Source organism: Arthrobacter sp. 05L44 (assembly GCF_056397605.1).
Map to the genome: position 1 here is coordinate 470,401 of NZ_JBFTNS010000001.1, position 21,826 is coordinate 492,226.

The following is a 21,826-nucleotide window of genomic DNA, read 5'->3' on the forward strand; positions in this document are numbered from 1 at the left end:
AGTGCTGGTCCGGTCCTTCTTTTGCGCCTAGCGAGTGCGCGGAAACCTTAGTGCTGGTGTCCGGCGTGCTCGTCTTCTTCGGCCGGCTTTTCCACCACGAGGGTTTCGGTGGTGAGGACCAGCGCCGCGATGGACGCCGCGTTGCGGAGGGCCGCACGCGTGACCTTGACCGGGTCGATGACACCGGCGCCGATCAGGTCTTCGTATTCGCCGGTCTTGGCGTTGAAGCCCTGGTTGACGGCGGATTCGGCCACCTTGGCGACGACGACGTAGCCGTCGAAGCCGGCGTTCTGGGCGATCCAGCGCAGCGGCTGGGTCAGTGCCCGGCGGACGATGCCCACGGCAGCTGCCGCGTCGCCGTCGAGCGCCTGGACTGCCGGATCCTCGTCGAGCGCCTTAAGGGCGTGGATGAGGGCGGAGCCGCCGCCGGCCACGATGCCCTCTTCAAGGGCGGCGCGGGTGGAGGACACGGCGTCCTCGATGCGGTGCTTCTTTTCCTTCAGCTCGACCTCGGTGGCTGCGCCGACCTTGATCACGCCGATGCCGCCGGCCAGCTTGGCCAGGCGTTCCTGCAGCTTTTCCTTGTCCCAGTCCGAGTCGGTGCGGGTCAGCTCGGCGCGCAGCTGCGCGACGCGGGCGGCGACGTCCTCGGCGGAACCGGCACCGTCAACAATGGTGGTGTTGTCCTTCGTCACGGTGATACGGCGGGCGGTGCCGAGCACCTCAAGGCCAACCGAATCCAGGCTCAGACCCAGCTCCGGGGACACAACCTGGGCGCCGGTGAGGGTCGCGATGTCCTGCAGCATGGCCTTGCGGCGGTCGCCGAAGCCCGGTGCCTTGACGGCAACGACGTTCAGGGTGCCACGGATGCGGTTGACGATCAGCGTGGAGAGAGCCTCGCCGTCGACGTCTTCAGCAATGATGAACAGCGGCTTGGAGCTCTGCAGCGCCTTCTCCAGCAGCGGCAGGAATTCCTGTACGGAGGAGATCTTGCCCTGGTTGATCAGGATGAGGGCGTCCTCAAGGACTGCTTCCTGGCGTTCCGCGTCGGTGACGAAGTACGGAGACAGGTAGCCCTTGTCGAACTGCATGCCCTCGGTGAGAACCAGCTCGGTCTGCGTGGTGGAGGACTCCTCGATGGTGATCACACCATCCTTGCCGACCTTGCCGAACGCCTCGGCCAGCAGTTCGCCGACCTCGTCGCTCTGCGCGGAAATGGCGGCCACGTTGGCCACCTGGGTGCCCTCGACCGGGCGGGCGTTCTCGAGCAGGCGGGCTGCAACGGCCTCGACGGAGACCTCGATGCCGCGCTTGATCTGGCCCGGGGCGGCGCCGGCGGCTACGTTGCGCAGGCCTTCCTTGACCAGGGCCTGGGCCAGCACGGTGGCCGTGGTGGTGCCGTCACCGGCGACGTCGTTGGTCTTGGTGGCGACCTCCTTGGCGAGCTGTGCGCCAAGGTTTTCGTAGGGGTCGTCCAGTTCCACTTCGCGGGCGATGGTCACACCGTCGTTGGTGATCGTGGGGGCGCCCCACTTCTTGTCCAGCACGACGTTGCGGCCGCGCGGGCCAAGCGTGACCTTGACCGTGTTGGCGAGCTTATCGATGCCGGCTTCAAGCGACCGGCGGGCAGCGTCGTTAAACGCAAGCTGCTTTGCCATGGATTTGTCCTTTCAAGACAGAACCCCGCGCAGCCGTCCCGTTCTAAAGTGACGGAGCGGCGGCGCGGGGGTCCAAGAGAGTTACTTTACGACGATCGCCAGAACGTCGCGGGCGGACAGCACGAGGTACTCGACGCCGCCGGTCTTGACTTCGGTTCCGCCGTACTTGGAGTAGATGACAACATCGCCGACGGCGACGTCTACGGGAACGCGGTTGCCGTTGTCGTCAAAGCGGCCGGGGCCAACTGCGACAACTTCGCCTTCCTGCGGCTTCTCCTGCGCGGAGTCCGGGATAACCAGGCCGGAAGCCGTGGTCTGCTCAGCTTCGAGCGGGCGGACAACAATACGATCCTCAAGAGGCTTAATAGAGACCGACACTCGGACCTCTCCTTTTCATCAGCAAATTCGTGGACGTTGAAGCTGTGGTGCCAAGGCGTACAGACCGTCGTCGCGGTGCCGGCAGCAGCCAGGCTGGTGAAGCTTCAGGTGTTAGCACCCGCCTAGGGAGAGTGCTAACGACGACTCTATGTAAGGTGTTAGCACTCGGTCAAGGTGAGTGCCAGAAGTTCGTCGTGGGTGAACGCCTGAGACGGACATGCCCATCCTTCGCGCCGGCCGATGGACATGCCCAGTGGTCCCGATGCGCATGCCCAGTCCTGGCTCTGAACAATGGACATGCCGGTTGGGGCGTGTCGCCGCTGGACATGTCCCGCGGAGTGCTTGCGGACATGCGCGACGTTGACGCCGAAGGATGGACATGCTCATTGGTGGGACCTGACAGTGGACATATCCGGGTTATGCCCAGTCCTGGCGCTGAAGAATGGGCATGTCCATCGCGGCCCCGCTCTGAACTAGGGACATGTCCGAGGAGTACTTGCGGGCACGCTCAACGTTGGCGCCGAAGGATGGACATGTCCAGTGGTGGCACCGACCAGTGGACATATCCGGATCATGCCCACTCCTGGCACTGAAAAATGGACATGTCCATCGTGGGCGGTAGGGGGCACCCCCCGGAACCCGACACCCCCAGCCCGCCTACTCCCCGGCGAGGTCCTCGTAATCCCAGTCCTGGCCGTCGTCGTCCTCGTCGATGCGGGGGGTCGAATTGCGTTCGCGGTACAGGACGAAGCCGCCTGCGAGTGCAGCCAGCGCGCCCAGCACGAGGAAGATTATGCCGCCAACCTTGGCTGCGGCGTAGGTGTCACGGATGGCCCGCGCCTCGTCCGTGGCGTCCTTCACGTCCTTGCCGCCCACGGAGTAGACGGTCGCGTTGAAGGAATCCAGGAAGAAGATGATGACCAGCAAGGCCACGCAGACGACCGCGACCACGCAGCCCGCGATCAGGGCCGGTCGCGCAAAACGCGCAATGCCCGTGCTGCGCACGGCCTCCGCCGCGGCCTCCCCGCCGGTTTGCTCGCTGGTGCCTGCCGTGCCGAAGTCGTTTGTGTCCCTGCCGTTCATGCCGTCCAGCCTATCGGTCGCGCCGGGCGTTCCGCGCCTGAACTACGCTTGATGGCATGGCTGAGACGACGCAGGACCAGATCGCCCCGCTGCTCAATCCGGAAGGCTGGGAGCTGCTCGCGTCGCTCGGGCCCTACCGGGAGGAGGAGGCTTTCCGCCTAAACGCCTCGCTCCGGAAGGCCGGGCACTCCCCCGAACTGGTCTCCGCGGCACTCACCCAGTCCCGGCTGCGGACCAAGGCCGAGGCCAAGTTTGGCGAGTTCGCGCGGCAGATGATTTTCACCCGGGCCGGCCTGGAACAGGCCACACGGCTGACCGTGGCTGCACGGCATGCGCAGCGCTTCGCCGAGGCCGGGGTGGCCCACGTGGCGGACCTGGGCTGCGGCCTGGGCGCCGACTCCATGGCTCTGGCCTCCCTGGACATCACGGTCACCGCCGTGGAACTCGATGAAACCACCGCCGCCTGCGCCACCATGAACCTGATCCCGTTCCGGAACGCCACCGTCGTCCACGCCGACGCCGCCGCCGTCCCGCTCGAGGGGATCGACGGAGTCTGGCTCGACCCTGCACGGCGCACCACCTCGTCCTCGGGAACCAAACGGCTCTGGGATCCGGAAGATTTCTCGCCGCCGCTGTCCTTTGTGGAATCGCTGGCAGGTTCGGGCCGCGCCGTGGGCGTGAAGATGGGCCCCGGCATGCCGCACGCCTCCGTGCCCGCCGGCTGCGAGGCCCAATGGGTTTCGGTGGGCGGCGACGTCACCGAGGTGGCGCTCTGGTTCAACGCGGTCCGCCGGCCCGGAATCCGGCGCGCCGCGCTGGTCCTGGGGCCGCAGGGCGCCGCGGAACTCACCAGCACCGAGGACTTCGACGCCGGACCCGAGGCCCCCGTGGGCCCGGTGGAGGGCTACCTCTATGAGCCCGACGGCGCCGTGATCCGCGCCGGCCTGGTGGCCGACGTCGCGCTCCAGCTGGGCGGGCACCTGCTGGATGAACACATCGCCTACATCTGCGCACCGGACCTGCGCGACAGCCCCTTCGCCCGCGCTTACAAGGTCCTGGAAGTGCTGCCGTTCAACGTCAAGCTCCTCAAGGCCTGGGTGCGGGACAACGGCGTCGGCGTCCTGGACATCAAGAAGCGCGGCACCGCCGTCACTCCTGAGGAACTCCGCAAGCAGCTGCTCCCGGGCGGCAAGACCGGCAAGAATGCGGCGAAGAAGACGGCCACCCTGGTCCTGACCAGGATCGGCGAGGAACGGGTGGCCATTTCGGTGGAGCCGGTGTCAGCCGAGTCCGCCTGAGCCCAACGGCCCGAGCCGAGTCCGCATAAACAAACAGGCCCGCTACAGGCCCGCTACTGGGCGCGCATGAACTCCTCGGCGGCACGGACCTGCTCGGCGTCGGGCCGCACGCCGGTGTAGAGCACAAACTGTTCGAGCGCCTGGATGGTGGCCACTTCGGCTCCGGTGATGACGGGTTTGCCGGCCGCGCGTGCCGCCTTGATCAGGGGTGTCTCGGCTGGCAGGGCGACGACGTCGAACACCACCTTCGCGGCGTCCACTGCGGCTTGCGGGAAGGACAGCGCGTCGGCGTCCGGGCCGCCTGCCATGCCCACCGGCGTCACATTGATGAGCATGTCCGCGGCCCCGGCGCCCGTCCCCGTGGCGGGAATCGCCGCGAGCCAGTCGAAGCCATACAGGCCGGCGAGTGCCCGGCCGGCCTCCTCGTTGCGGGCGATGATGGTGACCCGCCGGAAACCCGCATCGCGGAGGGCCGCCGCCGTCGCCTTCGCCATGCCGCCGGCGCCCAGCAGCCACACCGAGTAGTCGGCGGGGACCGCGTTGCGCTGCAGCAGCTGCTCGATGGCGGTGTAGTCGGTGTTGTACGCCGTGAGCCGGCCGCCGTCGTTCACGATCGTGTTGACCGACTCGATCGCCCGTGCCGACGGGTCCATCGCGTCCACCAGGGCGATGACGTCCTCCTTGTAGGGCATCGACACCGCACACCCGCGGATCCCGAGGCCCCGCACGCCGGCGATGGCCTGGGCGAGGTCAGTGGGGGCGAAGGCCTTATAGATCCAGTTCAGGCCCAGCTGGTCGTAGAGGTGGTTGTGGAAGCGCGTTCCGTTGTTGCTCGGCCGGGCCGAGAGCGAGATGCACAGGGTCATGTCTTTATTCAGGATGGGCACAGCACAATTAAACGCCACCCCGCCGCGGCCGCCCCATGTGAACACTCTCACGTAACAGCCGCCACCTGGCCGCCAGTCCGCCGCCACCCCTGCACTAGACTTGGAGCACCGTTGCCGTGCCGCAGCAGGCCGCTTCCGCGGCGGACGCCAACGCCGACGCCGACGGTGGGGACAAACCGTCAGTTCAGGCCGTCATTGGGGCAGTCGGTTCAGGCCGTCACGCATCACAGCACAACCGGGCATTCATGGCGCGCAGCACTGGCGGGCGACACAACAGCGAAGGGACCACATGAAGATTGATTTCGCTTCATCCGGGCAATCAACTCTTGGTGTGGAATGGGAACTCGCGCTAGTCAACGCAGAGACCGGTGAACTGGCCTCCGTGGCCGGCGAAGTGCTCCGCGGCGTCGCTGCCCGGCACCCCGAACTGAACGAGGATGACGAACACCCGCACATCAAGCAGGAACTGCTGCTGAACACCGTGGAACTCGTCACCGGCATCTGCACCACCGTGGCGGAAGCCAAAGCGGACCTGAACAGTTCACTCGCCGCTGTCCGCGAAGTGACCGACCCCATGGGTGTGGAGGTCTTCTGCGCCGGCAGCCACCCGTTCAGCCCCCCGCAGCTGCAGCCCGTCACGGACAAGGAACGGTACGCGAAGCTGATCGACCGCACCCAGTGGTGGGGCCGGCAGATGGTCATCTACGGCGTCCACGTGCACGTAGGCCTGGACAGCCGCGACAAGGTCCTGCCCGTCCTGGACGGACTGGTCAATTACTTCCCGCACTTCCAGGCACTCTCCGCGTCCAGCCCGTTCTGGGGCGGCGAGGACACCGGCTACGCCTCGCACCGCGCGCTGATGTTCCAGCAGCTGCCGACGGCGGGACTGCCGTTCCAGTTCGCCAGCTGGCAGGAATACGAGTCCTACGTCCAGGACATGTTCACCACCGGGGTGATCGATACCCTCTCCGAGATCCGCTGGGACATCCGCCCGGTTCCCAACCTCGGCACCATCGAAATGCGCATCTGCGACGGCCTGGCCACCATTGAGGAAGTCGGCGCGATCGCGGCCCTCACCCAGTGCCTCGTGGACGAGTTCTCCACCATCCTGGACAACGGCGGCACCATCCCCACCATGCCGCCGTGGCACGTACAGGAGAACAAGTGGCGGGCGGCCCGCTACGGCCTGGAGGCCATCATCATCCTCGACGCCGAAGGCAACGAACAGCTGGTCACCGACCACCTGCGGGAGACGCTGGCCCGGCTCGAACCCGTCGCCGCGAAGCTCGGCTGCACCGCGGAGCTGGCCGACGTCGAGAAGATCATCGAGCGCGGCGCCGGCTACCAGCGTCAGCGCCGGGTGGCCGCGGAGCACGGCGGTGACCTGCGCGCCGTCGTCCTGGACCTCGTCGACCAGATGCGCAAGGGACCCGAAGCGTAGACAGCCTGCGGGTTCTCCTCGGGCTCCCGGCTGGCCGTTAGGCGGACACCGAGGTCACGGGCATCGACGAGTCGGGGGCGAAGCCGATCCCGCTCGGCGCGGTCCCGGACATCACCAGCTGCGCACCCAACGCCGCCACCATGGCGCCGTTGTCCGTGCAGAGCTGCAGCGGCGGCACCGTCAGCCGGATGCCGGCGGCACGGCAGCGCTGTTCGGTAAGCTGGCGCAGCCGCGAGTTGGCCGCCACTCCCCCGCCCAGCAGCAGCTCGGTAATGCCGTTCTCGCGGCAGGCCAGCACCGCCTTGGCCGTGATCACATCCACCACGGCTTCCTGGAAGGCCGCCGCGACGTCGGCCACCGGCACCTCTTCGCCGCGGGCCTCGAACTGCTCCACGCAGCGTGCGACGGCGGTCTTGAGTCCGCTGAAGGACCAGTCGTAACGGTGCGGGCCGGGTTCCTCCGCGGTCCCCATGTACTTGGGCTGGGTGAGGCCGCGCGGGAACCGGATGGCCTTCGCATTGCCGGTGCGCGCCAGTTTGTCGATGGCCGGGCCTCCGGGGTAGCCGAGGCCCAGGAGCCGGGCCACCTTGTCGTAGGCCTCGCCGGCGGCGTCGTCGATCGTGGAGCCCAGGAGTTCGACGTCGTCGGTGATGCTGCGGATCCGCAGGATCTCGGTATGGCCGCCGGACACCAGGAGCGCGCCGAGATTTTCGGGCAGGGCTGGGACCTGCGGTCCGCCGTCGTCGCCGGTGTCGAGCAGCCCGACGCCGACGTGCGCCACCAGGTGGTTGATGGCGTACAGCGGTTTGCCGGTGGCGACGGCGAGCGCCTTGGCCGCGCACACGCCCACCATCAGAGCGCCTGCGAGACCGGGCCCGGAGGTGACGGCGATCGCGTCGATGTCGTCCAGCGCCACGTCAGCATCGGCGAGGGCCTCCTGGAGGGTGGGAACAAACGCATCGAGGTGGGCGCGGGAGGCGATCTCGGGAATGACACCGCCGAAGCGGACGTGCTCCTCCATGGACGAGGAGACCGTGTTGGCCAGCAGCCGGGTGCCGCGGACAATGCCCACGCCGGTCTCGTCGCACGAGGACTCGATCCCCAGCACCAGTGGCTGGGAGCTGTGCAGGGGGTGGCTCATTCTCGGCCCGCTTCCGTTGGCTGGGTGTCGTCGGTACCGGCCGCCGGCCGGCCGTCCGTGTGCAGTTGCAGGCGCATGATCAGCGCATCAACGCCGTCCCGGTAGTAGCGCGGGCGGACGTGGATCTGCTCGAAGCCGAAACGCCGGTAAAGCTGCTGCGCACGGGGGTTGTCGGCCCGTACCTCCAGCAGCACGTCCGCGGCATGCCGCAGCCGGCTTTCCCGGATTAGTTCGGTCAGCAGCGCGGAGCCGATGCCGCGCCCCTCCTGTTCGGGCACGACGGCGATGGTCTGGACGTCCGCGATGGGCTCGATGCACATCAGACCCGCATAGCCGACGATCTCGCCGGCGGACTCCGCAACGAGGTAGCGCCGCGTTTCGGTCTGCGCGAGTTCATCGAAGAACATCTGCAGCGGCCAGGCGTCCACCGGGAACAGCCGGCACTCCAGGACATGGACGGCGGGAATGTCCGCCGGCGTCATCGGCCGGAGGCTCATCCCGGCAGGATTGGCACCCGCCGGGGTCTGCGCGGCGGTCACAGGGCGCGCTTCCGCGGGCCGGGGACCTGGGCGTCGGACTCGCGCAGGTACAGCGGTGTGGTGTCCAACAGCTGTTGTCCGGCAGTGAGCCGGGCGAGCGCGAACTGGCCGAGGGACAGCGCCTCGGGCTGGCGTCCGGCGAATCCGGGTACGGCGTCGAGGACTTCGGGGTAGAGCCCGGCGCCCGCACCGAAGACGGGCAGGTTGGGCAGGCCGGCAGCGAAGCCTACGTGGGGCCCGTCGAGCAGTTCCGGAAGCTGGCCGTCGGCCAGGGCGTAGCGGGCCCAGTAGACCTCTTTGCGCCGGGCGTCGGTGGCGACGATGAATTCGGCGGCCCCCTCGGTGGACTCGGCCACCTCCAGGGCGATCGCGTCCAGGCTCATCAGCCCGTACAACGGTTTCTGCCAGACGTACGCAAGGCTGCGGGCGGTGACGATGCCGGAGCGCAGGCCGGTGAACGGTCCCGGGCCTACCCCGGCGACGATGACGTCGACGTCGGCCCCGCTGAGGCCGGCTTCGGCGAGGAGCTGGGCGATGCCGGGGGCCAGGACCTCGGCGTGGCTGCGGGTGTCCTCGGTGGCGAAGCTGCCCACCACCGATTCCGGTGAATCGTCCGAAACGAGGGCGGCGCTGGCAACGGCCGAGGTATCAATGGCAAGGATCAGCATCTTCAGTCCGTTTCCGGGGTTGCGGGACGTCCGGGCGGTGCGGCGAGGACGGCCGGCGGCTCGGCCCAGCGCGGACCGAAGCCGCGGAAGACCACGGTGCGGGGCTCGTCGGCGTCGTCGGTGTCGAAATCGAGGACGACGTCGGCGGGGACGGTGTCGGTGGGGGCGGGCTGCGGGGCGCCGCCGTCGTCGTGCGGCTGGGGCGCGCCGACCGCGTGGGCGCCGCCGAGCTGGCGGTACAGCTCAATCTCCAGCCGGCTCTCGCTCAGGTGCTCCACCCGGTCGCGGCCCCATTCCACCACCGTGACCGCGCTGTCCATGGTGTTTTCGAGGTCGATGTCGTCGATTTCAGCGGCAGACGCGAGCCTGTAGGCATCCACGTGGACCAGGTCGGGACCGCCGGGACGGGGCCCGTCGGGCAGGTTGGGGTGGATCCGGACCAGTACAAACGTGGGCGAGATGACCCCGGCGCGAACGCCGAGGCCCTCCCCCAGTCCCTGGGTGAACGTGGTTTTCCCGGCGCCGAGTTCGCCCGTGAGGACCAACAGGTCACCGGCCTCCAGCCCTGCACCGAGGGCGGCTGCGAGCGCGTGGGTCTGTTCAGCGGTACCCACCTCGAGGGTCCGCTCCCAGGCAGGTTCGCTCACTGGGCTGCCCCGCTGGTGGCCTCTTCGTTGATGTAGCGCCGGGGCACGCGGGGGCTGATGCGGGTGACGATTTCGTAATTGTTGGTTCCCGCGGCCCTGGCCCAGTCCTCGGCGGTGGGGCCGCCGTCGGCGCCGTCACCGAACATCACGGCTTCGGCGCCCAGCACGCTGGGGCCGCCCTCGGTGACGTGGAGCGGGCCGAGGTCGATCACCATCTGGTCCATCGCGATGCGGCCAACCACGGGATAGTTCACCCCGCCCACCCGGATGGGTCCGCCCGTGGCGACGCGGGGAACGCCGTCGGCATAGCCCAGCGGGACGAGGCCCAGTGTGCTGGCGCCGGCGGTGCGGTAGTTGAGGCCGTAGGAGACACCCTGGCCGGCGGGGACGTCCTTGCAGTGCGAGACAAGCGTCCGGACCGTCATCGCCGGCCGCAGCCCCACCTCCGCGGACCCCTGCTCTTCGAACGGGGACAGGCCGTAGATGCCGAGCCCCACCCGGACCAGGTCGAAGTGGGTGTCGGGGCGGGACAGCGTCGCCGGGGTGTTGGCGAGGTGCCGGACTTCGGGGTCGACGCCGGCGTCCTGCGCCATCGCGAGGATTTCGCGGAAAGCGGCCAGTTGCTGGTCGGTCTCGGGGCGCTCGGGCTCATCGGCGACGGCGAGGTGCGAGAAGATCCCGACGACGCGCAGCAGGCCCTGGTCCTGATATTCCATGGCCTCGCCCAGCAGGGTGTCCCAGGAGGCGAGGGTGGCCCCGTTGCGGCCGAGGCCGGTGTCCACTTTCAGGTGGATCCGGGCCGGGCGCTCCTGTTCGCGGGCGGCGGCCACGATCTGGCCCAGCTCCCAGCCGGAGCAGCCAATGTCGATCCCGGCCGCGACGGCGGCGGCAAAGTTGCTTTCCGGGGTGTGCAGCCAGGCCAGCAGCGGGGCGTCGATGCCGGCGGCACGCAGGGCAAGGGCCTCCGAGATGTGCGCGACACCGAGCCAACTGGCCCCTGCGCTGAGCGCCGCCCGGGCCACCGGGATGGCCCCGTGCCCGTAGGCGTCTGCCTTGACGACGGCCATCACCTTTGCCGGGGAAGCGACCGCTGCCAGACGCCGCACATTGTGCCGGATGGCCTCAAGGTCAATGACGGCCGAGCGTTCCTCGACCCGGTCGGTCCCGGCTTCCGCCGCGGGCCGGAAATCACCTGTTGCTGCTGGGTATATCACCGTTCGATTCTACGGGTGGTCGCAGGGCGTGCTGAATTCCGCGATCGCCGGGCAGGGATGGACATGCCCATCGGTGGACAGGACTCCCGCCCCGGACCACCAACGGACATGTCCATCCTTCACGCCCACCACTGGACACTTACGGAATATGCCCACCCCCCCATGCCCAGGAATGGGCATGTCCGTCCGCGGACACGACTCAAGGCCCGGACCACCAACGGGCATGTCCATCCTTCACGCCACCCACTGGACACTTACCGAGTATGCCCACCCGCCGCGCCCAGGGATGGGCATGTCCGTCCGCGACAAGCTATCCAGGCCACGCAGCCACCCCCGGCAACGCCCACCCCTACGCGTCGGAGAGATGCGCGATGGTCGCCGTCGCCCGCCGTTGCGCTTCCGGCGGCACGTCACGGACGATATCCTCCAGAAAGCGGTAGCGGCGCAACCACTGGCTGCCCTGGCGCTCCTTGCGGGCATTCGCGCGCTGCCACCAGTCGGCGAGGTCGCCCCAGCCGGGCGCGGCCAGCGACCCGCCGACGTGCTGCACGGCCAGGGCCGCGCAAAGGTTGGCGAACCGCAGCCGGTCCCCCAGTGGCCAGCCCGCCAGGCAGCCCACAATAAACGCGGCGCCGAAGCAGTCCCCCGCCCCGGTGGGGTCGTAGGCCGGGACCGGCAGCGCAGGAACCCACTCCTCCTCGCCGGTCTCGGAGTCCACCGCCATGGCGCCCTGCGGACCCAGCGTCACCACGGCCACGGGGACTTGGTCCGCGAGCGCATACAGCGCGGCCCACGGGTTGTCCTTGCCGGTGAACGCCATGGCCTCCTGCTGGTTGGGCAGGAAGGCGTGGAAGTATTTCAGGTTCTCCAGCCGGGACTGCGCCCATGTGCCCGTGGGATCCCAGCCGACGTCACCAAACAGCCGGACGCCGGCCCGGTGCGCGTCGACGGCCCAGGGTTCCAGTTCCTCGCCCAGTTCGGCGACGGCGGCGAGCGCGGGCGGCGGGCAGCCGATGAGCTCGGTGGAGGAGACCGGCGCCGGATGCCCGTGGGTCACCATGGAGCGGTCCTTCTCGACGCTGAGCGACACGGTGACCGGGGAATGCCATCCCGGGACACGCCGGGACAGCGACAGGTCAACGTGTTCCTGCCGGTCCAGGATCTTCCAGTTGTAGTCGCCGTAGCCGTCATCGCCGAACGCGGCGGCCAGCGCGGTGCGCAGCCCCAGCCGGGCCGCGGCGATGGCCTGGTTGGCCACCCCGCCCGGGCAGCTGCCCATCCCGTCGCTCCAGATCTCGGTGCCGGGCCGGGGTGCATGCGGCAACCCGGTGAAGATGATGTCCTGGAACACGGTGCCCGTCAGGAGCAGGTCGAAGCCGCCCGCCCCGGGGGTCCGGACGGCGGCGAGCGGGTCGAAGCGCGGCGCTGGGATCGCGTCCATACACGGCACACTACGCCGTCCCGGTACCCCGCGAAAGGCGGCGCTCCGGGCCCGTGGCCCGGGTGCCGAATAGACTGCAGGCATGCGGCTAATGATTGCCGGCGGCGGCGGATTCCGCGTGCCGCTGGTCTACCGGGCGCTCTCCGCCGGCCCCTACGCCGGGCTGGTGCGCGAGCTGGTGCTCTACGACGTCGACGCCGGCCGGCTCGCTGCGATCCGGGCCGTGCTGGCCGCCATGCCGGGGCCTGCGGCCGCCGAGGGTGCTGCCCGCGGCGGCCCGCCCATCCTGGCCACCACCTCCCTGGCCGAGGCCCTGACCGGCACGCACATGGTCTTCGCGGCCATCCGTCCGGGCGGCACCGCGGGGCGGACCGCCGACGAGCGGGTGGCCCAGAGGCTGGGGTTGCTGGGCCAGGAGACCACCGGGGCGGGCGGTATTTCCTACGCCCTGCGCACCATCCCGCCCATGCTGGACCTGGCCCGGTCCATGAAACGCCTCTGCCCGGAAGCGTGGCTGGTCAACTTCACCAATCCGGCCGGGATGGTCACCGAGGCGCTGGTCCCTGAGCTCGGCGGCAGGGTGGTGGGGATCTGCGACTCGGCCGGCGGGCTGGTGCACCGAGCGGCGCGGGCCGCCGGCGTCGTCCTCCCGGAGGGGCGGCTGGACGGGGTGGGCTATTACGGGCTTAACCATCTGGGCTGGCTGTACCGGCTCCGGTCCGGCGGACGTGACGTCCTCCCGGACCTGCTCGCCAGCCCCGGCGCCCTGGCCGGCTTCGAAGAGGGCCGCCTGTTCCCGCAGCCGTTCCTGGCGGACTTGGGCTGCCTGCCGAACGAGTACCTGTATTACTACTACAACACCGCCCGCGCCGTGGCCGCCATGCAGGCCGCACCGCAGACCCGCGGGGAATCCATCCACCAGCAGCAGTCCGGACTCTACCCGCGGCTCGCTTCCGGGGGCCCCGACGCCTACCGGCTCTGGGACGCCGCCCGCCGCTCCCGGGAAGAGGGATACCTGGCCGATGCCCGGACCGCCGGCGAACAGCGGGACGAAGAGGACCTGGCCGGCGGCGGGTACGAACGCGTCGCGCTGGCGGTCATGCGGGCGCTCTCCGGCGGCGGGGACGCCGAGCTGGTCCTCAACACCCCCAATGCGGTGCCCGGGCCCGGCGGCGCCGTGTCGGCCGCGATTCCCGGCCTCCCGGCGGACGCCGTCGTCGAGGTTCCCTGCCGGGTGAACGCCGACGGCGTGGTGCCGCTGCCGCAGGACCGCCCGGCGGAAGCGCAGCTGGCGTTGATGCGGCGGATCAAGGAGGTGGAACGGCTGGTGGTCCGGGCGGCCGGGCCGCGGGGCGCTGACGCGCCGTCGTCCGGCGCGGACGGCCCGTCGTCAGGCACGGACGCGCCCTTCGACCGGCGGGAGGCGGCGCTGGCGGCCTTCGCCCGGCATCCCCTGGTCGATTCGGAAGTACTCGCCGGACGGCTGCTGGCCGGATATGAGGCCGCGTTCCCCGCGCTCACGGAGCTGTGGACCGCGGACGCCTAGAGCCGGCGGTACATCACGTGCAGGCCCACGTAGCCCAGCTGCGGGTGCCGGAAGGCCTCCGGGATGGTGGCCAGGATCTCGAAGCCCATGCCCTGCCACGCCGCAACAGCCCGGGTATTGCTTTCCACTACGGCGTTGAACTGCATGGCACGGAACCCGGCGGCCCGTGCGGCGTCCAGCGAGTAGGCGCACAAGGCCCGGGCCACACCCCGTCCGCCGTGAGTTGCCCCCACCATGTAGCCGGCGTTGGCCACGTGGCTGCCCGCGCCGCCCTGGTTCGCGTGCAGCTCCCCGGTGCCCAGCACCACGCCGTCGAGCTCGCCGGTCCCGACCGCCACGAAGGTCTGGCCGGGGGACGTCTTGATCCACTTGCTGCGCGCCTGGTCCTCGGTGGTGTCGCGTTCCCAGGTGAACGTCTCCCCTGCCCGGATGACGGGCTCCAGGATCTCCCAGATGGCAGGCCAGTCCTCAGCGGTGGCCTCGCGGATCCGGTACGGTGCCTCCGCGGGAGGGATTTGTGCAGGTGCGTTCACAGCCGTCACGTTAGCATCAGGCGGGACCCCGCCGGCCGGGCCGCTGTACAGGAGTAGTGTTTTATCGAATCCACGTCACGCCAAGGGAAGGAAGCAGATGCCGCTGGTCCGCCGGGTCGCGTTCCTGTCCCTGCACACCTCCCCCATGGAGCAGCCCGGTTCCGGGGACGCTGGCGGCATGAACGTGTACATCCGGGCCCTCGCGGCGGCACTCGCCGAGACCGGCGTCGAAGTGGAAATCTTCACCAGGTCCACCGCGGCCGGGCAGGCCGCCGTCGAGCACCCGTCACCCGGTGTCTGCGTCCACAACGTCCTCGCCGGCCCGCCGCGGAAACTCCCCAAAGAGGAACTGCCGGCACTGCTGCACAGCATGGTCGCGGAGATCGACCGGATCCGCCAACTCCAGCCGCACGGCCGCTATGACGTCATCCATTCCCACTATTGGGTCTCGGGCGTCGCCGGGCTGGAGCTTTCGGAGCTGTGGGGGGTGCCGCTGGTACACACCATGCACACCATGGCCAAGGTCAAGAACCTGCTCCTGGAGTCCGGCGAGCAGCCCGAACCGCGCCGGCGTGAGGACGGTGAGCACCGGATCGTCGACGGCGCCACCCGGCTGATCGCCAATACCGGCGCCGAGGCCGCGGAACTGGTCTCGCACTACGCCGCCGACCCGGACCGCATCGACGTCGCGCCCCCGGGGGTGGACCTTTCCGTCTTTACCCCCGCGTTCCGAAGCCGAGCCCGCACCGAGCACAACGTCCCACCGGGCCGGTTCCACCTGCTGTTCGCCGGACGGATCCAGCGGCTCAAGGGCCCGCAGATCCTGGTCAAGGCGGCCGCGCTGCTGCGTGCGCGGCGCCCGGACATCGACCTGCAGCTGACCATCCTCGGTGCGGTGAGCGGGGCGCGGGATTTCGACCTCAAGTCCTTGATCAGCGCCGCCGGAATGGACGACGTCGTCACACACCACCCGCCGGTCAGCGCGCCCAAACTGGCCGGGTGGTACCGTTCGGCCGACGTCGTGGTGATGCCGTCCTACAGCGAGTCCTTCGGGCTGGTGGCCCTGGAGGCCCAGGCCTGCGGCACGCCGGTGGTCGCCACGAAGGTCGGCGGGCTGTCCCGGGCCATCTTCGACGGCCGGACCGGGCTGCTGGTGGAGGGCCACAAGGCGGCGGACTGGGCGGATGCGCTGGAGGCGCTGCACGACGATCCGGCCACCCGGGAGGACATGGGCCGGGCCGCGTCGGTGCACGCACAGGATTTCGGCTGGCAACGCACCGCCGCGATCACGCAGGAGAGCTACCAGGCCGCACTGGTCCAGTACCTTGGAAGTCGAAGCATCCCGGCGGGCCACGCGCACTGACCGGACGCCAGACGGGCCTCCCGGGTGGAACCGCCGGCCGGAGCCCACGAAGCCACGAGCTGAAGGACACCGATGTCTGAGAACACCACCGAACACGCCGCAGCCAGCACCGCAGGGCGCATCCTGAGCGATCTGGAGATCGCACAACGGGCCACCATGCGGCCCATCGAGGACGTGGCCGCCGCGGCCGGGATCAATCCGGAGGCCCTGGAATTCTACGGCCGGTTCAAGGCCAAAATCGACCCCGCCAAACTGCGCCGCGACGCCGCGCACACCCCGGGCAAGGTGGTGCTGGTCTCGGCGATGTCCCCGACTCCGGCCGGGGAGGGCAAGTCCACCACCACCGTGGGCCTGGCGGACTCCCTGGCCCGCGCCGGGCACCGGGTGATGATTGCGCTGCGTGAACCCTCGCTGGGCCCGATCCTGGGGATGAAGGGCGGGGCCACCGGCGGCGGCTACTCCCAGGTCCTGCCGATGGACGAGATCAACCTGCACTTCACCGGCGACTTCCACGCCATCACCTCGGCGAACAACGCCCTTATGGCGCTGGTGGACAACCACATCTACCAGGGCAACGTGCTGAACATCGATCCGCGCCGGATGACGTTCAAACGGGTCCTGGACATGAACGACCGTGCGCTGCGTGAAGTGGTGATCGGCCTCGGCGGCCCCACCCAGGGTGTGCCGCGGCAGGACGGTTTCGACATCACGGTCGCCTCGGAAATCATGGCCGTGTTCTGCCTGGCGACTGATCTTGACGACCTCCGGGCACGGCTGGGCCGGATCACCTTCGGCTACACCTACGACCGGGAACCGGTCACGGTCGCAGACCTCGGCGTCCAGGGCGCCCTGACCATGCTCCTCAAGGATGCGATCAAACCCAACCTTGTGCAGACCATCGCGGGCACCCCGGCCCTGGTCCACGGCGGCCCCTTCGCCAACATCGCGCACGGCTGCAATTCCCTGATTGCCACGCAGACAGCCCGCAGCCTGGCCGACGTCGTCATCACCGAGGCCGGCTTCGGCGCGGACCTGGGCGCTGAAAAGTTCATGGACATCAAGGCGCGGATGGCCGACGTCGCCCCGTCCGCCGTCGTGGTGGTGGCCACGATCCGTGCGCTCAAGATGCACGGCGGCATCGCCAAGGACCAGCTCAAGGAGCCGAACGTCGAGGCCCTGGCCGCCGGCGTCGCAAACCTGCAGCGGCACGTGCGCAACGTGGAGAAGTTCGGCATCACCCCCGTAGTGGCCATCAACAAGTTCGGTACCGACAGCCCGGAGGAGCTGCAGTGGCTGCTGGACTGGTGCGCTGCCGAGGGTGTTCAGGCCGCGGTAGCGGACGTCTGGGGCCGCGGCGGAGGCGGCGACGGCGGTGACGAACTCGCCGCGAAGGTCGCCGCCGCCATCGACGCCCCGCACGGTTTCCGGCACCTGTACCCGCTGGAGATGTCCGTGGAGGACAAGATCCGCACCATCGTGCAGGAAATCTATGGGGCCGACGGCGTCGACTTCTCCGTTCCGGCGCTCAAGCGGCTCGCGGAGATCGAGAAGAACGGCTGGTCAGGGATGCCGGTCTGTATGGCGAAAACCCAGTATTCGTTCAGCGACGACGCCACCAAGCTCGGCGCACCGAAGGGCTTCACGGTGCACGTGCGGGACCTGATTCCCAAGACGGGCGCCGGGTTCATCGTCGCGCTGACCGGCGCCGTGATGACCATGCCGGGCCTGCCGAAGGTCCCGGCGGCCATGCGAATGGACGTTGACGCCGACGGAAACCCTGTCGGCCTCTTTTAAAGCCGGATGCCCTATCACTTTTGGTCCCTAACCCGGGGGTTGAGGGACCAAAAGTGATAGGGCAACAGGTGGGGTTTAGCGCTCCAGGTCGCCGCGGATGAACGCCTCGACCTTTTCGCGGCCCAGGTCATCGTTGAACTGCTCCGGCGGGGACTTCATGAAGTAGCTCGACGCCGACAGCAGCGGGCCGCCGATGCCGCGGTCCAGGCCGATCTTGGCCGCGCGTACGGCGTCGATGATCACACCGGCGGAGTTGGGCGAGTCCCAGACCTCCAGCTTGTATTCGAGCGATACCGGGGCGTCGCCGAAGTTGCGGCCCTCAAGGCGGACGAAGGCCCATTTGCGGTCATCGAGCCACTGGACGTAGTCCGACGGGCCGATGTGGACGTCCTTGGCCGCGAGGTCGGCCTCGACGTTGGAGGTTACGGCCTGGGTCTTGGAGATCTTCTTGGACTCGAGCCGGTCGCGTTCCAGCATGTTCTTGAAGTCCATGTTGCCGCCGACGTTCAGCTGGTACGTGCGGTCCAGGGTCACGCCGCGGTCTTCGAACAGCTTGGCCATAACGCGGTGCGTGATGGTGGCGCCGATCTGGCTCTTGATGTCGTCGCCCACGATCGGGACGCCGGCGGCGGTGAACTTGTCCGCCCATTCCTTGGTTCCGGCGATGAAGACCGGCAGCGCGTTGACGAACGCCACGCCGGCGTCGATGGCGCACTGGGCGTAGAACTCGGCGGCTTCCTGCGACCCGACGGGCAGGTAGCAGACCATCACGTCGACCTTGGCGTCCTTGAGGGCCTGGACCACGTCAACGGGCTCGTCCGGGGACTGATCGATGGTCTCGAGGTAGTACTTGCCGAGGCCGTCGAGGGTCGGGCCGCGCTGGACGGTGACACCGGTCGGCGGGACGTCGGCGATCTTGATGGTGTTGTTTTCGCTGGCCATGATGGCGGCGGACAGGTCCTGGCCCACCTTCTTGCCGTCGACGTCGAACGCGGCAACGAACTGCACGTCGTTGACGTGGTACTTGCCGAACTCCACGTGCATCAGACCCGGAATCGTGGCCTGGGGGTCGGCATCCTTGTAGTACTGGACACCCTGGACCAGCGAAGTGGCACAGTTACCCACGCCGACGATTGCAACACGAATCGGATTTGAAGACACGAAACTCCCTTTTGAACAAACTTCACATGCCCGGCGCGGGCGTACTCTGCTGTACGACGGCGGCAAACGGGCATAACGCCATGCGGCTCACTTGCATTCTAGTCAACGGCGCCGCGGTCCAGGTTGTTCCCGGCCGCGGCACCGAATCTGTTACCGCTTGGGGACTACCGCCGCGGCGAGGGCTCCGGGCTCACTTCTGGGCCCAGAGGTTGATGTCGGACTCGACGGCGAACTCGTCGATCGCGTCCAGTTCCTCGGCGGTGAAGTCCAGGTTGTTGATGGCAGACAGGGTGTCCTCGAGCTGCCGGACGCTGGAGGCACCCACCAGCGCGGACGTCACCGGAATGCCCTTGCCCTGCTCCCGGAGGATCCAGGCGATCGCCATCTGCGCGAGGCTCTGGCCCCGCCCCTCGGCGATCCGGTTGAGGCCACGTACCCGGTCCAGCTTCTCCCCGGTAATGCTTGCCTCGTCCAGGGACTTGTCCTGGGCGGCGCGGGAGTCGTCCGGGACGCCGTTCAGGTAGCGGTCGGTGAGCATGCCCTGCGCCAGCGGCGAGAAGGCGATGGCTCCGGCCCCGGTCTGGTCCAGGGCCTCGAAGAGGTTGGGGCTGCCGTTCTCGGTCCAGCGGTTCAGCATGGAGTAGCTCGGCTGGTGGATCAGCAGCGGCGTGCCCAGCTCCTTGAGGATCCGCGCCGCCTCGAGGGTCTGTTCCGGGGTGTAGGACGAGATGCCGGCGTAGAGGGCCTTGCCGGAGCGCACGGCCTGGTCCAGGGCGCCCATGGTCTCCTCCAGCGGGGTCTCCGGGTCCGGCCGGTGGCTGTAGAAGATGTCCACGTAGTCCAGGCCCATCCGGCCCAGCGACTGGTCCAGGCTGGCCAGCAGGTATTTCCGGGAGCCGAAATTGCCGTAGGGCCCGGGCCACATGTCGTAGCCGGCCTTCGTGGAAATGATCAGTTCATCCCGGTACGGGGCGAAATCGTCCTTGAAGTGGCGGCCGAAGTTGGTCTCGGCGCTGCCGTAGGGCGGTCCGTAGTTGTTCGCGAGGTCAAAGTGGGTGACCCCGAGGTCGAAGGCGCGGCGCAGGATGGCGCGCTGCACCTCGAAGGGCTTGTCGTCGCCAAAGTTGTGCCAGAGGCCCAGGGAGATGGCCGGCAGTTTCAGGCCGCTGCGTCCAACGCGGCGGTAGGGCATGGTGTCGTATCGGGTTTCCGCTGCAACATAAGTCATGGTCTTATCCTGTCCTATTCCGGGGCGACTGGTGAGCCGGCTGAGACGACGGCGGCGCTGTGGCCGGGCAACGCGACCTCACCATTGCCGAGGTTCACGGCGTCGTCGGTACCCAGCAGCAGCGTGCTGCCCCCAACGGCCACGCGGCGGGGTTCGGCGGAGAAGTTCATGGCGACCTCCACACCGCCGCGCCGCAGCAAAAGCCAGCCGTTTTCCTCGCTGAAGTCGACGGCGGTGTCCGCGAAGCCCGCTTCGGCCAGTTCCGGGGTTGCGCGGCGCAGCGCGATCAGTTGCCGGTACAGCTCCAGGAGCCGGGCGTGGTCGCCGGCCTGCGCCTCCGCCCAGTCCAGCTTGGAGCGGGTGAACGTGGCCGGATCCTGCGGGTCGGGCACCACGGCGGGGTCCCAGCCCATCCGTTCGAATTCCTTGATCCGGCCCTCGGCGGTGGCTTTGCCCAGTTCCGGTTCCGGGTGCGAGGTGAAGAACTGCCAGGGCGTGGTGGCGCCGTACTCCTCGCCCATAAACAGCATCGGGGTGAACGGTGAGGTCAGCGTCGCGACGGCGGCGAGCGCCAGCGGCCCGTAGCCGAGGGTCTGGGAGAGCCGGTCTCCGGTGGCCCGGTTGCCGATCTGGTCGTGGTTCTGGCTGCAGACCACCAGCGCGGCAGGGTGCACCAGGGCGGTGTTGATCGGCCGGCCGTGATGCCGGCCCCGGAAACTTGAGTAGCTGCCGTCGTGGAAGAAGCCCTTCTCGAGGACCTTGGCCAGGGCGGCGAGCGAATCGAAGTCGCTGTAGTAGCCGGTGGTTTCGCCGCTGACGTTGACGTGGACGGCGTGGTGGAAGTCATCGCTCCACTGCCCGGCGAGGCCGTAGCCGTTCAGGTCCCGCGGGTAGAGCAGGCGCGGGTTGTTCAGGTCCGATTCGGCAATCATGGTCGCGGGACGGCCGGTCTCGGCGGCAACGGCATCGGCCAGGGCGCCAAAGTCCTCGAGCAGGTGCACCGCGCGCTCGTCCTTGAAGGCGTGCACGGCATCGAGCCGGAGGCCGTCCACGTGGTAGTCGCGCAGCCACATGGCGGCGTTGTCCAGGATGTAGCGTCGCACCTCATCGGAGCCGGGGCCGTCCAGGTTCACCGAGTCGCCCCAGGTGTTTCCCTCGCCGGACTTCAGGTAGGGCCCGAACCTCGGCAAGTAGTTGCCGCTGGGGCCGAGGTGGTTGTAGACCACGTCCTGGATGACGCCCAGCCCGGCGGCGTGCGCTGCGTCGACGAACCGCTGGTACGCGGCCGGTCCGCCGTAGCCCTCGTGCACCGTGTACCAGAGGACCCCGTCGTAGCCCCAGTTGTGGGTGCCGTTGAACCCGTTGACCGGCAGCAGCTCGACGTAGTCGACACCGAGCCCGGCCAGGTAGCCGAGTTTGCCGATGGCGGCATCCAGGGTTCCCTCCGGGGTGAAGGTGCCCAGATGCAGTTCGTAGATCACACTGCCCTGCAGCTCGCGGCCGGCCCATTGCCCGTCGGTCCACTGGTGGCTGCCGGCGTCGAAGGTCCGCGAGAGCGAGTGCACGCCGTCGGGCTGCCGACGGGACCGGGGGTCCGGCAACGGCGTGGTCTCCCCGTCCAGGAGGTAGCCGTAATCGACGTCGCCGGAGGCCGGAGCGTCCGGCGCGCTCCACCAGCCTCCGGCTTCGGCCCGGCGCATCGGGTACTCCCGGCCGTCCGCCAGGAGGGTGACCTCCCGGGCGTCCGGTGCCCAGAGGTCGAAGCGGGCGGTTCCGTGTGCAGGCAGAGTCATTGCCGTTCCCCTA

General features: G+C 68.8%; 19 protein-coding genes. 5 read left to right on the forward strand and 14 right to left on the reverse strand.

All coding sequences use genetic code 11. The annotated features are described in order from the left end of the window. Nucleotides 1-47: 47 nt before the first annotated feature. The 3 genes from groL to AC1DHY_RS02135 form a co-directional block, all read right to left on the reverse strand. Entirely contained in the window at nt 48-1,658 is a 1,611-nt protein-coding gene (groL, locus tag AC1DHY_RS02125; protein ID WP_476903095.1) for a chaperonin GroEL, read from the reverse strand. A gap of 81 nt (nt 1,659-1,739) precedes the next feature. After that, on the reverse strand, nt 1,740-2,036 hold the full coding sequence (gene groES / locus AC1DHY_RS02130) for a co-chaperone GroES (protein ID WP_056737866.1): 297 nt from the start codon (nt 2,034-2,036) through the stop codon (nt 1,740-1,742). Between the two features lie 657 nt (nt 2,037-2,693). Next, entirely contained in the window at nt 2,694-3,119 is a 426-nt protein-coding gene (locus tag AC1DHY_RS02135) for a hypothetical protein (protein WP_476878301.1), read from the reverse strand. Nucleotides 3,120-3,175: 56 nt separating this feature from the next. On the opposite strand from AC1DHY_RS02135, the gene AC1DHY_RS02140 reads away from it, so the two are divergent. Further along, a complete protein-coding gene (locus AC1DHY_RS02140; protein WP_476878302.1) occupies nt 3,176-4,417 on the forward strand; it encodes a class I SAM-dependent methyltransferase in 1,242 nt (413 codons plus the stop codon). A 53-nt stretch (nt 4,418-4,470) separates the two neighbouring features. Here the strand turns inward: AC1DHY_RS02140 and AC1DHY_RS02145 are convergent, their stop codons facing one another. After that, nucleotides 4,471-5,304, reverse strand: coding sequence for a shikimate 5-dehydrogenase (locus AC1DHY_RS02145; protein WP_476878303.1), 834 nt, complete (start codon nt 5,302-5,304; stop codon nt 4,471-4,473). 289 nt (nt 5,305-5,593) lie between these two features. Here AC1DHY_RS02145 and AC1DHY_RS02150 point away from each other — a divergent pair, with 289 nt between their 5' ends. Beyond that, nucleotides 5,594-6,745, forward strand: a complete 1,152-nt coding sequence (locus AC1DHY_RS02150; protein ID WP_476878304.1) for a glutamate--cysteine ligase — start codon at nt 5,594-5,596, stop codon at nt 6,743-6,745. 37 nt (nt 6,746-6,782) lie between these two features. On the opposite strand, the gene tsaD is transcribed toward AC1DHY_RS02150, so the two are convergent. The 6 genes from tsaD to AC1DHY_RS02180 all read right to left on the reverse strand — a co-directional run bounded on the left by tsaD (nt 6,783) and on the right by AC1DHY_RS02180 (nt 12,395). After that, nucleotides 6,783-7,874, reverse strand: coding sequence for a tRNA (adenosine(37)-N6)-threonylcarbamoyltransferase complex transferase subunit TsaD (gene tsaD, locus AC1DHY_RS02155; protein WP_476878319.1), 1,092 nt, complete (start codon nt 7,872-7,874; stop codon nt 6,783-6,785). A gap of 8 nt (nt 7,875-7,882) precedes the next feature. Next, nucleotides 7,883-8,383, reverse strand: a complete 501-nt coding sequence (rimI, locus tag AC1DHY_RS02160) for a ribosomal protein S18-alanine N-acetyltransferase (RefSeq protein WP_476878320.1) — start codon at nt 8,381-8,383, stop codon at nt 7,883-7,885. Between the two features lie 38 nt (nt 8,384-8,421). Further along, entirely contained in the window at nt 8,422-9,093 is a 672-nt protein-coding gene (gene tsaB / locus AC1DHY_RS02165; RefSeq protein ID WP_476878305.1) for a tRNA (adenosine(37)-N6)-threonylcarbamoyltransferase complex dimerization subunit type 1 TsaB, read from the reverse strand. A gap of 2 nt (nt 9,094-9,095) precedes the next feature. Then, nucleotides 9,096-9,740, reverse strand: coding sequence for a tRNA (adenosine(37)-N6)-threonylcarbamoyltransferase complex ATPase subunit type 1 TsaE (tsaE, locus tag AC1DHY_RS02170; protein WP_476878306.1), 645 nt, complete (start codon nt 9,738-9,740; stop codon nt 9,096-9,098). Then, on the reverse strand, nt 9,737-10,954 hold the full coding sequence (gene alr / locus AC1DHY_RS02175) for an alanine racemase (RefSeq protein ID WP_476903096.1): 1,218 nt from the start codon (nt 10,952-10,954) through the stop codon (nt 9,737-9,739). The genes tsaE and alr overlap by 4 nt, the downstream gene beginning before the upstream one ends. Nucleotides 10,955-11,303: 349 nt before the next feature. Beyond that, nucleotides 11,304-12,395: a carbohydrate kinase family protein gene (locus tag AC1DHY_RS02180; protein WP_476878308.1), complete on the reverse strand. Its 1,092-nt coding sequence runs from the start codon at nt 12,393-12,395 to the stop codon at nt 11,304-11,306. Nucleotides 12,396-12,477: 82 nt separating this feature from the next. Here AC1DHY_RS02180 and AC1DHY_RS02185 point away from each other — a divergent pair, with 82 nt between their 5' ends. Next, on the forward strand, nt 12,478-13,941 hold the full coding sequence (locus AC1DHY_RS02185; protein ID WP_476878309.1) for a family 4 glycosyl hydrolase: 1,464 nt from the start codon (nt 12,478-12,480) through the stop codon (nt 13,939-13,941). On the opposite strand, the gene AC1DHY_RS02190 is transcribed toward AC1DHY_RS02185, so the two are convergent. Then, the gene (locus AC1DHY_RS02190; RefSeq protein WP_476878310.1) at nt 13,938-14,474 is read right to left on the reverse strand and encodes an N-acetyltransferase family protein; all 537 of its coding nucleotides are present in this window, start codon (nt 14,472-14,474) and stop codon (nt 13,938-13,940) included. The genes AC1DHY_RS02185 and AC1DHY_RS02190 overlap by 4 nt on opposite strands. Before the next feature lie 97 nt (nt 14,475-14,571). On the opposite strand from AC1DHY_RS02190, the gene mshA reads away from it, so the two are divergent. Next, nucleotides 14,572-15,837: a D-inositol-3-phosphate glycosyltransferase gene (gene mshA / locus AC1DHY_RS02195; protein ID WP_476878311.1), complete on the forward strand. Its 1,266-nt coding sequence runs from the start codon at nt 14,572-14,574 to the stop codon at nt 15,835-15,837. A gap of 72 nt (nt 15,838-15,909) precedes the next feature. Continuing rightward, nucleotides 15,910-17,631, forward strand: coding sequence for a formate--tetrahydrofolate ligase (locus AC1DHY_RS02200; RefSeq protein WP_476878312.1), 1,722 nt, complete (start codon nt 15,910-15,912; stop codon nt 17,629-17,631). 75 nt (nt 17,632-17,706) lie between these two features. Here the strand turns inward: AC1DHY_RS02200 and AC1DHY_RS02205 are convergent, their stop codons facing one another. From AC1DHY_RS02205 to treZ, 3 genes are all read right to left on the reverse strand, one after another. Further along, nucleotides 17,707-18,792, reverse strand: coding sequence for an inositol-3-phosphate synthase (locus AC1DHY_RS02205; RefSeq protein WP_476878313.1), 1,086 nt, complete (start codon nt 18,790-18,792; stop codon nt 17,707-17,709). Between the two features lie 190 nt (nt 18,793-18,982). Beyond that, the gene (gene mgrA, locus AC1DHY_RS02210) at nt 18,983-20,020 is read right to left on the reverse strand and encodes an L-glyceraldehyde 3-phosphate reductase (RefSeq protein WP_476903097.1); all 1,038 of its coding nucleotides are present in this window, start codon (nt 20,018-20,020) and stop codon (nt 18,983-18,985) included. A 14-nt stretch (nt 20,021-20,034) separates the two neighbouring features. After that, nucleotides 20,035-21,813 (reverse strand): malto-oligosyltrehalose trehalohydrolase, encoded by a 1,779-nt coding sequence (gene treZ, locus AC1DHY_RS02215; RefSeq protein ID WP_476878315.1) that lies wholly within the window; start codon nt 21,811-21,813, stop codon nt 20,035-20,037. Nucleotides 21,814-21,826: the final 13 nt, after the last annotated feature.